The sequence below is a fragment of the Pseudomonas sp. DY-1 genome (genome assembly GCF_003626975.1).
Taxonomy (GTDB): domain Bacteria; phylum Pseudomonadota; class Gammaproteobacteria; order Pseudomonadales; family Pseudomonadaceae; genus Metapseudomonas.
The window spans coordinates 112146-123761 of the sequence record NZ_CP032616.1 but is presented as its reverse complement, the minus strand read 5'-3'; the positions used below and the strand labels follow the sequence as shown (position 1 = coordinate 123761).

Genomic DNA, 11616 nt, shown 5'->3' with positions numbered 1-11616 from the left:
ATGGAACTCAGGCACCTGCGCTATTTCATTGCCGTGGCCGAAGAGCTGCATTTCGGTCGGGCAGCCGAGCAACTGGGCATTTCCCAGCCCCCGCTGAGCCAGCAGATCCAGGCGCTGGAAGAAGAGATCGGTGCACGCTTGCTGGAACGCACCAATCGCCGGGTCGAGCTGACCGAAGCCGGTCGGCGCTTCCTCGATGAGGCTCGCCAGGTACTGGTGCAGGTGGACAAGGCGGTGCAGCTGGCGCGCCGCGCTCACCGAGGCGAACTGGGAGAGCTGAAGGTGGGCTTCACCTCCTCGGCGCCGTTCACCTCCACCATTCCTCGCAGCATCCGCGCCTTTCGCCTGGCTTACCCCGACGTGCACCTGGAGCTCACCGAAGGCAGTAGCGCGGAAACGGTCAAGGCGCTGCAGGAAGACAGCCTGCAGGTGGGCGTGATTCGTCCCCTCAGCCTGCCGGACAATCTGCTTGCGGTGGAGCTATTCAGCGAGCCGCTGGTGGCGATCCTGCGCGCCGACCACCCACTGGCCGCCGGCAGCGAAGAAGGCATCCAGTTCGGCGCGCTGGCGAATGAGCCCTTCGTATTCTTCCCGCGCACTTTTGGTACCGGCCTCTATGACCAGATGCTCACGCTTGCCCGCAATGCCGGCTTCCTGCCCCGCATCGCCCAGGAGGCCAGCGAAGCCATGACCATCATCGGCCTGGTATCGGCCGGGCTTGGCGTGTCGGTGCTGCCCGCATCGTTCCGCCGCACCCGCGTCGACGGCGTGGTCTACCGCACCCTGCTGGACCCCGGCGCCACCACTGCTGTGTGGCTGGTACGCCGACGCGACGAGCGCTCACCGCTGGCACTGTCGTTCATTGACCTGGTGACCCGTGAAGCCGCAGCCATCCGGGAACGCCGGGTGGAATAAACACAGGACTGGCGAGCCAAGGAAGACAAACGTGTAGACGCGAGCTTGCTCGCGAATAGTCCGAGCGCGATCTTTCGCGAGCAAGCTCGCTCCTACATGAATTCCGACTTCACGCTGCTGACAGCAGAATTCACGAGGGCATGTCACAACTCGAATCCCTGGTTCGTCGTGAAGGTGTAACCCCTTTCAGCCCCGAATGAGGAACACCAGATGAGCCCCGCAAGCCCCCTCAACTACCAGCAGGTCATCCCCGACGTCATAAACGCCATGGGCGAGGTGCACACGCCGCTGGATGCCCTCGGCCTCGAACGCAGCCTGCATCACCTGGTGCAACTGCGCGCCTCACAGCTGAACCAGTGCGCCTTCTGCGTAAAAATGCACACTCGCGAGGCGCGTGAAGACGGCGAAACCAGTGAGCGCCTGGATCGCCTGGTGGTCTGGGATCACTGCAACGACTTCACCCCGCGTGAAAAAGCGGCCCTTGCCTGGACCGAAGCGCTGACGCAGCTCGACCGACGCACCGACTATGCTGCCCTGCGCACCAACCTGCGCGAGCATTTCAGCGAAGTCGAAATCGGCGCGCTGACCGCCACCGTGGCGATGATCAACCTCTGGAACCGCATCCAGATATCGAGGCACTGACGTGACAACCGCCGATGCCACGGCTGTCTTCGAAGACAGTCGCCGCTACCTGCTGAACCTGGCCTACCGCATTCTCGGCTCGCGCAGCGACGCCGAGGACGCGGTACAGGAAACCTTCCTCAAGTGGCGCGAGAGCGATCCCGAATCGCTGGACAGCCCGCGCGCCTGGCTGACCACTCTCTGCACTCGCCACTGCATCGACCAGTTGCGCCTTGGCCACCGGGCACGAGTGGAGTACGTCGGCACCTGGCTGCCAGAGCCCATCCACAGCGAAGTCACGGAGTCCCCGGAAATCCTGCTGGAACTCTCCTCCTCGCTATCCACCGCCTTCCTCCTGCTGCTGGAACGCCTCACGCCACGGGAGCGGGCGGCCTACCTGCTTTACGAGATTTTCGACCTGGACTACCCGGACGTAGCCCGCGCCATCGGCGTGCAAGACGCGACCTGCCGCAAGCTGGTATCCCGCGCCCGCACGGGCCTGGCCGGAGGCAAGGTGCGCCACCAGCCGCCGCGCGAACGCCAGGAGCAATTGCTCGAAGCCTTCCAGGTGGCCATCGCCAGCGGCGCCACCGCCGGGCTGACCGCCCTGCTCTCGGAAGAGGTGGAGCTGTGCGCCGATGGCGGCGGCAAGGTGCCGACCCTGGGCCACATGCTGCATGGCAAGGCCGAGGTGCTGGCGTTCATCTTCGGTTCCCTGCGCGGCTACTGGAGCGACTACGACTGGTTGCCCACCGAGCTCAATGGCGGGCGTGGGGTGATCCTCGTACACGGCGACGAAATCGCGGCCTCAGTCACCTTCGCCTACGACGACGAAGGTCGAGTCAGTAACATCTACATCGTGCGCAATCCAGAGAAACTGGCGGGCCTCAGGACGCCCGACTGACAGTCACCTGGCCCCGATCCGACGAAACAACCCGACACATCTCGGCGTCGCCGCACGACGCCATTCGACGTTTTCTTCACATTCCCTCTGGCAATGTCCGGCCCTTTCGGCGGACCTAACTGGAACCAATGTGCCATCAGGTGATCTACTTGACCCCCGGCATCGTTCACCTCCAAAGGTGCCGCCCCGCCCTGAGTAGACCAATGGATGCTTGATCGCATGACCGCACAGGAACCTGTAGCCACCCGGCAGTCCTCGTTCAACCTGGACACCCCCACCGTCAAGAGCCACCTGGCCTTCACCCTGCTCAGCGCCGTCGCGTTGATGCTGATGTACACCCTGCTCCGGGTGGCATTGCTGACGTACAACAGTGACCAGATCGGCGATAGCCCGGCCTCGGTCTTCGTCGAAGCCTTCTATAACGGCCTGCGCTTCGACATGCGGGTAGTGGTGTTCGCCCTGGTTCCGCTGCTGCTATCGCTGCTCAGCGTCCCCGCCATGGCCGCCCGTGGCCTGCACCGGCTCTGGCTGACCTTCTTCGCCAGCCTCACCCTGTTCCTCGGGATCAGCGAGCTGGACTTCTACCGGGAGTTCCACCAGCGCCTGAACAGCCTGGTGTTCCAGTACCTGCAGGAAGACCTGGGCACAGTTGCCAGCATGATCTGGAACGGCTTCCCGGTGGGTCGCTACCTGATCGCCTGGGCCCTTGCCACCACCTTGCTGTACCTGATGTTCCGTGGCCTGGACCTGATCAGCCGTCCGCGCGCGTCCAGCGTCGTGAACACCCGGCCAAAAAACCGTGCAACCGCACCCTGGTTCAGCCGCGTGGCGATCTTCATGGTCTGCCTGGTGATCGCAGTGGTCGCCGTCCGTGGCCACCTGCGCCAGGGTCCGCCGCTGCGCTGGGGTGATGCCTTCACCACCGATTCGATGTTCGCCAACCAGCTGGGGCTGAACGGCACCTTGACCCTGGTAGACGCGGCCAAGAACAGCTTCTCCTCCCACCGCGACAACGCCTGGAAGTCCACGCTGCCCGAGGATGAAGCCCTGGCCACCGTGCGCCAGATGCTGCTGACCCCCAACGACAAGCTGGTGGACGCCGACACCGCCGCCATCCGTCGTGATTTCACCCCACCAGTTGAAGGCACCCTGCCGATCAAGAACGTGGTGGTGATCCTGATGGAGAGCTTCGCCGGCCGCTGGGTCGGTGCCATGGGCAGCGATGCGGGTATCACGCCCTACTTCGACAAGCTGGCCAAGGAGGGACTGCTGTTCGACCGCTTCTTCTCCAACGGTACCCATACCCATCAGGGGATGTTCGCCACTATGGCCTGCTTCCCCAACCTGCCGAGCTTCGAGTACCTGATGCGTACCCCGGAGGGTGCGCACAAGTTCTCCGGCCTGCCACAACTGCTCAGCACTCGCGACTACAACGACCTCTACGTCTACAACGGCAACTTCCAGTGGGATAACCAGTCCGGCTTCTTCAGCAACCAGGGCATGACCCGCTTCATTGGCCGCGAAGACTTCGTCAACCCGGTATTCATGGACAAGACTTGGGGCGTATCCGACCAGGACATGTTCGACCGGGGCGCCGCCGAGCTGGCGAAGATGCCCACAGACAAGCCGTTCTACGCCCTGCTGCAAACCCTTTCCAACCACACGCCCTATGCCCTGCCGGTAGATCTGCCGGTGGACAAGGTCACCGGCCACGGTGCCCATGACGAGCACCTGACCGCCATGCGCTACTCCGACTGGGCCCTGGGCCAGTTCTTCGAGAAGGCGCGCAAGGAGCCCTACTTCAAGGACACGCTGTTCGTGGTAGTGGGCGACCATGGTTTCGGCAGCGACAAGCAACTCACCGAGATGGACCTGTTCCGCTTCAACGTGCCGCTGCTGCTGATCGGCCCCGGCGTGCAGGAAAAGTTCGGCGAGCTCAACCACACCGTCGGCACCCAGATCGACGTCGTGCCCACCATCATGGGCCGCCTGGGCGGTGATGTACGCCACCAGTGCTGGGGTCGCGACCTGCTCAACCTGCCGGAAGGCGATCCGGGCATCGGCGTGATCAAGCCGTCCGGCAGCGACCAGACCGTGGCCATTGTCAGCAGCGACCGCATCCTGGTGCAGCCAAAGGACTTCCCGGCGCGTCTGTACCAATACCAATTGGGTGCCGATGCCAAGGTCGAGCGCGTCCCCGGCGACAGCGACCCGCATCTGCAGAAGTACCTGGAAGCCTTCCTGCAAACGGCCACCGGCAGTCTGTTGAACAACACGGCGGGCGTACAGGACGCCAAGCAGAACCAGTGATGATCCACTGACGAACAGGCCCCGCTCGATGCGGGGCCTTTTTTTCCGGCGCCATTGTGGGAGCGAATTCATTCGCGACGCGCCGCGTGTAGGTGCACCCCGGCACCCTTCGGTGCCTGCGGCTCGATTCGCGATTGAAATCGCTCCTACAAGGCCGTGCCCTCGTAGCGTCGCGCTTGACAGCCCCGCCCCCAGCCCGCAAATTACGCAAAGTGTAAATTGATTACGAAAACAATAATGCCGGCACCGGGACCTCACACCGGAACGCCTGCCGCCGAGCGATTGCCATGGACCTCTACACCTATTACCGCTCCACCTCTTCCTACCGGGTGCGCATCGCCCTGGCCCTGAAGGGACTGGAAGCCCGGCATATCCCGGTCAACCTGATCCAGGACGGCGGCCAGCAACACAGCCCCGAATACAAGGCACTCAATCCCCAGGGTCGCGTGCCCAGCCTGCGCACCGACGACGGCCAGGTACTGACCCAGTCGCCCGCCATCATCGAATACCTGGAAGAACGCCATCCCCAGCCGGCTCTCCTGCCGCAGGGCCTGGAAGCACGCGCCAGCCAGCGCGCGGTGGCGGCCATCATCGGCTGCGATATCCACCCGCTGCACAACGTCGCGGTGCTCAACCGCCTGCGCGGCCTCAATGTGGAGGAAGCCGAGGTGATGAACTGGATTCGTCATTGGATCGCGGAAGGCTTCAGCGCGGTCGAAGCCCTCATAGGCAACGAAGGATTCTGCTTTGGCGAACCGGGGCTGGCTGACGTCTACCTGCTACCGCAGGTCTATGCCGCCCGCCGTTTCGAGCTGGACCTGTCACACTATCCGAAGATCGCCCGGGTAGAAGGCCTCGCCCTCGAGCATCCAGCCTTCATCCAGGCGCACCCCGACCAGCAAGCCGATAAACCGGCCTGAGGCAACGTCCATGCAAAGCCTCGGATTCAAAGTCACCATCGGCGACTACCTCGCCCGCAGCGTACGCGGCATTTCCTGCGCGCCACCGGCTGCCACCTCGCATTGACCTATAACTTCCAATCAATTGCTTGAGGTGCCAAAAAATGGCTGACATGTTCGAAAACCCCATGGGCCTGATGGGCTTTGAATTCATCGAGTTCGCGTCCCCCACCCCGAATGCCCTGGAGCCCGTCTTCGCGATGATGGGCTTCACCAAGGTCGCCACCCACCGTTCCAAGGACGTGCACCTGTATCGCCAGGGCGAGATCAACCTGATCCTCAACAACGAGCCCAAGAGCCAGGCCGCCTACTTCGCCGCCGAGCATGGCCCGTCCGTCTGCGGCATGGCCTTCCGCGTGAAGAATGCCCACCAGGCCTACGCCCGCGCCCTGGAACTGGGTGCCCAGCCCATCGAGATTCCCACCGGCCCGATGGAACTGCGCCTGCCGGCGATCAAGGGCATCGGCGGTGCGCCGCTGTACCTGATCGACCGTTTCGGTGAAGGTTCCTCGATCTACGACATCGACTTCGAATTCATCGAAGGTGTCGACCGCCACCCGAAAGGTGCCGGCCTGAAGTTCATCGACCACCTGACCCACAACGTTTATCGCGGCCGCATGGCCTACTGGGCGGACTTCTACGAGAAGCTGTTCAACTTCCGCGAGATCCGTTACTTCGACATCAAGGGCGAGTACACCGGCCTGACCTCCAAGGCCATGACCGCGCCGGATGGCATGATCCGCATCCCGCTGAACGAAGAGTCCTCCAAGGGCGCGGGCCAGATCGAAGAGTTCCTGATGCAGTTCAACGGCGAAGGCATCCAGCACGTGGCCTTCTTCACCGATGACCTGATCAAGACCTGGGACGAACTGAAAGCCCTCGGCATGCGCTTCATGACCGCGCCGCCGGCCACCTACTACGAGATGCTTCAGGGCCGCCTGCCGGACCATGGCGAACCGGAAGGCGAGCTGCAATCACGCGGCATCCTGCTGGACGGCACCACTGAAGGCGGCAGCAAGCGTCTGCTATTGCAGATCTTCTCGGAAACCCTCATGGGGCCAGTGTTCTTCGAGTTCATCCAGCGCAAAGGCGACGACGGTTTTGGTGAAGGCAACTTCAAGGCCTTGTTCGAATCCATCGAACGCGACCAGATCCGTCGCGGCGTGCTGAGTACCGAATAAGGCGCCAACCTCTGCAAAAAACCCGGCCAATGCCGGGTTTTCTGCTTTTCAGGTCGAACGCAGAACGGTCTGCTGCCACGCATATCCGACCGATACCGGGCTATCCCCTGACTATGCTTGTGCCATGGGGGCTGGAGACGCACACATGCAACTCATCAGCGTCAGCATCGACAAGCCGGAATCGATCAATTTCATCTTCGGCCAGACCCACTTCATCAAGTCCGTCGAAGACATCCACGAAGCCCTGGTGGGCAGCGTGCCCGGCATCCGCTTCGGCCTGGCCTTTTGCGAAGCCTCCGGCAGCTGCCTGGTGCGTTGCTCGGGCACCGATGAGGCGATGCTCGAACTCGCCCGCAACAACGCCTTGAACATAGGTGCCGGGCACAGCTTCATCGTCTTCCTCGGCGAAGGCTTCTTCCCGATCAATGTGCTCAACAACCTGAAGCTGGTGCCGGAGATTTGCCACATCTACTGCGCCACCGCCAATCCCACCCAGGTCATTCTCGTCGAGACCGAGCAGGGCCGTGGTGTGCTCGGCGTCGTGGACGGATTTTCACCCAGGGGCATCGAAGGCGAAGACGACATCGCCTGGCGCAAGGGCCTGCTCAGGCAGATCGGCTACAAGCTTTGATGAGGGCTGCGTAACGCTCGACGCGCAACTTGTAGGAACGAGCTTGCTCGCGAACCTTCCGAACGCGTTCTTTCGCGAGCAAGCTCGCTCCTACGCCTTGCCGCGAGCAAAAAAAAGCTGCCATCGCCGGCAGCTTCAATTTGCACCCTGGCACTTCCTGTGCCCTTTCTGTTCCTGCCTGCAGGATGACCAATGCGCATGACCATTCGATGACCAAATCGCTGCAAGCCAAAGTCAGCCCCCCCGCGTTGGCCAAGTGCACCCCGGGAAACGCCCTTCCGTGATGGACACACCCACGCAGACGGGTAATGGCCCTGTGCCATCCCCTGATGCCGGTCAAAAAAATCTCACTGTCCACCGCTTAGAGTTGAAGACAGACACAGCCTCTTGCCGTGCTGGAGTACCTCTCTTGAACGAGTACGACAGGCAACTACTGGCCGAAGCTATGGAAGGCGCCGCCAATGCCATCTTGATCACCGACCGCAATGGACGCATTGAATGGGCTAATCCGGCTTTCTGCCGGCACAGCGGCTACTCGCTCGACGAGTTGCTGGGCAAGACGCCAGCCTTGCTCAACTCGGGAGCACAGCCCCCTGAGTTCTATGAGCAACTCTGGAACACCGTGCTGAAAGGCGAGCCCTGGCAGGGAGAACTACTGGAGCGAGCCAGGGATGGGCATCACTACAGAGTGAACCAGGTCATCACGCCGCTGATGGATGACCAGGGCCAGGTGAGCCACCTGCTGGCCATCCAGCACAGCTTCACCCAGGCCGACCACGAGCGATCCCTGGTGAACTTCGAAGCCAGGCACGATGCACTGACCCGTCTTCCGAACAGGCGCCTGCTCTTTGATCGCATGGCGCAAGTGCTGCAGGACCCAAAGCAGAGCAGCGTCGCACTGGCCGTGATGTTCATCGACCTGGACAAGTTCAAACCGGTCAATGACGCCTACGGCCATTCCTACGGCGACAAACTGCTGATAGCCGTTGCCGGTCGTCTGCGTAGCGGCGTACGAAAGAGCGACCTGGTCGCCCGGCTCAGCGGTGATGAGTTCGTGATTCTGATACTCGGCCCACAAGAGGTGCCCTATCTGGAGGCCCTGGCGGCAGGCCTGGTTCGGCGCATCGCCCGCCCCTATCGAATCGACGGGCGGACCTGCGCCCTCAGTGCAAGCATCGGCATTGCACGCTATCCCGAGAACGGTACCGCCCCGGAAGCGCTTCTTGCGGCGGCGGATGCCGCGATGTATCAGGTGAAACAACGAGGGGGAAACGCCCACATGATGGCGAATAGCCAATTATCGAGCTAGACCACTAGTAACGGTGAGGCGCCCGGCGAGAATCTGCCTGGCCTGCGACCTGCATTGTTCTCCTGGACCTGTAGTCAATCAATGGAAGGTCGAGCCCGTATGGTTACGCCACCAAGACGCCGTTTCATCTGGATGGTCACCACTTGCTACGGCTTGCTTGCCTTGACGTGGATCGCCCTCTCCGACCGGCTGCTGTTCACCTTGACGGAGGGCCAGATCCAGAGCTGGCTTTCCGTTGGCAAAGGTGCGTTCTTCGTCCTGTCGACCAGCTTCCTGCTCTACTTCGCCCTCAATACCGTTCCCCCCGCGCAATCAGGTAACGCACCGACGGTGACCGTGAGTGCGGGCCAGCGCCGGTATCCACGCTGGCTGACCTACCTGTTCGCCGGGGCACTCAGCCTGGCCATGCTGGCTGCGCGGGAGCATCTGGCTTCAGCATTCGGCGAGAGGTCGCTGCTCATTCTGTTCATGCTGCCAATCGTGATGAGCGCGCTGATCGGTGGGCTGGGCGCGGGCCTGCTGGCCACCGGACTCTCCGCATTCGGGATCGGTAATTTAACGATGGAGCCCAGTCACAGCTTCTACATAAACCTCCCCGACGACCAGGTACAACTGGGCGCACTGGTGCTCAACGGCCTGATCGTGAGCTTGCTCGCCGAATCCCTACAACGCTCCCTGCGCAAGGCCAACCTCCAACGCCGGCTTCTCGACTCGGTGGTCTCCGGAACCTCCGACGCGGTATTCGTCAAGGACAGGCGCGGTCGCTACCTGCTGGTCAACCATGCTGCCGCGCGTTATGTCGGCAAACCCCCCGCGGCTATCGTCGGTCATGACGACTTCGAATTGTTTCCCGCGGACTCCGCTCACGAGATCGTCTCCAAGGACAAGGAGGTCATGGCGGCCGGTACCACGGTGACCCATGAGGAACACCTGGTCACCGAAGACGGCAAGGCACTGGATTTCCTGGTAACCAAAGGGCCGATGCTCGACGCGAATGGCCAGGGTGTCGGGCTGTTCGGGATATCTCGCGACATCACCGAGCGCAAGCGCATCGAGCGGGACCTTGCGGAGGCTGCCGTGGTGTTCGAGAGCAGCCATCAGGGGATCATGATGGTCAGTCCGCGGAAGTCCATCACCAAGGTCAACCCAGCCTTCTCCCGCATCACCGGCTATGCCCTTGACGAAGTGCTGGGCAAGTCGCCAAAAGTGCTGTCGTCCGGCGTTCACGGTCCAGAGTTCTATCGCAAGATGTGGGGCAACCTCGACCACGACGGATTCTGGCGGGGAGAAATCTGGAACAGGCGCAAGAACGGCGAGATCTATGCGGAGATTCTGTCCATCTCGGTGGCTCGGAACGAAAGCGGGGGCGTGCAGCACTACATCGGTGTGTTCACCGACATCAGCCAGATCAAGGCCCACGAAGCGGAGCTCGACCGTATCGCCCACTACGATCCACTCACGGGCCTGCCCAATCGCCGCTTGCTCACAGACCGTCTCCAGCAGGCAGTCATGCGCGCCGCGCGCAGCAACAAGACCCTTGCGGTGTGTTTCATGGATCTGGATGGATTCAAGGCCATCAACGACGACTACGGCCCAATCAACGGCGATGCCCTCCTGATTGGCATCGCTGAAAATCTCAGGCAGGTACTACGCGGTGACGACACGCTGGCGCGGCTGGGTGGCGACGAGTTCGCGCTGCTGCTCTCGGATATCGCCTCGCCAGAGGAATGTGCCCTGGCCCTGGATCGCATGCTTGCTGCGGCCAGCAAGGAGGTGGACGTGGGCGGCAAGCGACTCAGCGTTTCCGCCAGCATCGGCGTTAGCTTGTATCCGAACGACCAGGCAGACCCCGACACGTTGCTCCGTCACGCCGACCAGGCCATGTACCTGGCCAAGCAGGCGGGCAAGAACCGTTATCACTTGTTCGACCCGGAAAGTGATCGCAAGGCCCAGAAACGCCGCACCCAACTGGAACACCTGCGAGCCGCCCTGGACGGCAATCAGTTCCGCCTCTATTACCAACCCCAGGTGGACCTGCAGAACGGTCAGCTCCTGGGTGTAGAGGCGCTGCTGCGCTGGCATGACCCACTACAGGGGATGCGCTCCCCCAGCGAGTTCCTGCCCTCCGTCCATGGCAGCGATCTGGAGCGTCCCATCGGTGAGTGGGTGATCCGCGAGGCGGTAGCCCAGGCAGCGCGCTGGTACGACATGCACCTGGATATCAGCGTGAGCATCAATGTCAGCGCCAGCCAGCTGCTGCATCCCGGCTTTCACGAATTGATGCGCCAGACCCTGGCCAATCACGCCACCCTTCCTCCCGGACACATCGAACTCGAAATACTCGAAAGCGCGGCCATAGCGGATATGGATCAAGCCATCGACGTGCTTCGACTGTGTCGATCGCTGGGTGTGCGCTTTGCCATCGACGACTTTGGCACCGGCTACTCATCACTCACCTACCTGCGCAAACTGCCGGTCCAGATTCTGAAGATCGACCAGAGTTTCATACGCAACATGCTCATCGATCCGGAAGACCTCGGCATCGTGGAAGGAGTGATTCAGCTCGCGAACACCTTCAAGCTCGATGTCATCGCCGAAGGTGTGGAAACGCGCGAGCATGCCCGACAGCTGCGGCGAATGGGCTGTCACCTGGCCCAGGGGTATGGCATCGCCCGCCCCATGCCCGCAGACCAACTGGCAATCTGGGCAACCCACTGGCAGCACACCGATGAGTGGCTAAGCCTCGAAAGCGCCCTGAAGTTCAGTAGCTGACAGCCCTTTCCTGT

At 62.1% G+C, this 11616-nt stretch carries 9 protein-coding genes; all 9 read left to right on the top strand.

The genetic code is table 11. The features are described from left to right. Entirely contained in the window at positions 1 to 915 is a 915-nt protein-coding gene (locus tag D6Z43_RS00905; protein ID WP_120649843.1) for a LysR substrate-binding domain-containing protein, read from the top strand. A 210-nt stretch (positions 916 to 1125) separates the two neighbouring features. Next, positions 1126 to 1557: a carboxymuconolactone decarboxylase family protein gene (locus D6Z43_RS00900; RefSeq protein WP_120649842.1), complete on the top strand. Its 432-nt coding sequence runs from the start codon at positions 1126 to 1128 to the stop codon at positions 1555 to 1557. Between the two features lies 1 nt (position 1558). Beyond that, positions 1559 to 2440 carry an RNA polymerase sigma factor SigJ gene (sigJ, locus tag D6Z43_RS00895; protein ID WP_120649841.1) on the top strand — a complete coding sequence of 294 codons (882 nt, stop codon included), beginning with the start codon at positions 1559 to 1561 and terminating at the stop codon, positions 2438 to 2440. A 219-nt stretch (positions 2441 to 2659) separates the two neighbouring features. Beyond that, entirely contained in the window at positions 2660 to 4750 is a 2091-nt protein-coding gene (locus D6Z43_RS00890) for an LTA synthase family protein (RefSeq protein ID WP_120649840.1), read from the top strand. Positions 4751 to 5037: 287 nt separating this feature from the next. After that, positions 5038 to 5670, top strand: coding sequence for a maleylacetoacetate isomerase (maiA, locus tag D6Z43_RS00885; RefSeq protein ID WP_120649839.1), 633 nt, complete (start codon positions 5038 to 5040; stop codon positions 5668 to 5670). Positions 5671 to 5813: 143 nt separating this feature from the next. Beyond that, the gene (gene hppD, locus D6Z43_RS00880) at positions 5814 to 6890 is read left to right on the top strand and encodes a 4-hydroxyphenylpyruvate dioxygenase (protein WP_120649838.1); all 1077 of its coding nucleotides are present in this window, start codon (positions 5814 to 5816) and stop codon (positions 6888 to 6890) included. A 145-nt stretch (positions 6891 to 7035) separates the two neighbouring features. Next, positions 7036 to 7521 (top strand): adenosine-specific kinase, encoded by a 486-nt coding sequence (locus D6Z43_RS00875; protein ID WP_120649837.1) that lies wholly within the window; start codon positions 7036 to 7038, stop codon positions 7519 to 7521. Positions 7522 to 7930: 409 nt separating this feature from the next. Continuing rightward, positions 7931 to 8830: a GGDEF domain-containing protein gene (locus tag D6Z43_RS00870; protein ID WP_120649836.1), complete on the top strand. Its 900-nt coding sequence runs from the start codon at positions 7931 to 7933 to the stop codon at positions 8828 to 8830. 99 nt (positions 8831 to 8929) lie between these two features. Then, on the top strand, positions 8930 to 11602 hold the full coding sequence (locus D6Z43_RS00865) for an EAL domain-containing protein (protein WP_120649835.1): 2673 nt from the start codon (positions 8930 to 8932) through the stop codon (positions 11600 to 11602). Positions 11603 to 11616: the final 14 nt, after the last annotated feature.

What these genes read in the sequence shown, in the direction of transcription:
- D6Z43_RS00905 (WP_120649843.1), top strand. Translation starts at nt 1, where the DNA reads ATGGAACTCAGGCACCTGCGCTATTTCATTGCCGTGGCCGAAGAGCTG.
- D6Z43_RS00875 (WP_120649837.1), top strand. Translation starts at nt 7,036, where the DNA reads ATGCAACTCATCAGCGTCAGCATCGACAAGCCGGAATCGATCAATTTC.
- D6Z43_RS00865 (WP_120649835.1), top strand. Translation starts at nt 8,930, where the DNA reads ATGGTTACGCCACCAAGACGCCGTTTCATCTGGATGGTCACCACTTGC.
- hppD (WP_120649838.1), top strand. Translation starts at nt 5,814, where the DNA reads ATGGCTGACATGTTCGAAAACCCCATGGGCCTGATGGGCTTTGAATTC.
- D6Z43_RS00890 (WP_120649840.1), top strand. Translation starts at nt 2,660, where the DNA reads ATGACCGCACAGGAACCTGTAGCCACCCGGCAGTCCTCGTTCAACCTG.
- maiA (WP_120649839.1), top strand. Translation starts at nt 5,038, where the DNA reads ATGGACCTCTACACCTATTACCGCTCCACCTCTTCCTACCGGGTGCGC.
- D6Z43_RS00900 (WP_120649842.1), top strand. Translation starts at nt 1,126, where the DNA reads ATGAGCCCCGCAAGCCCCCTCAACTACCAGCAGGTCATCCCCGACGTC.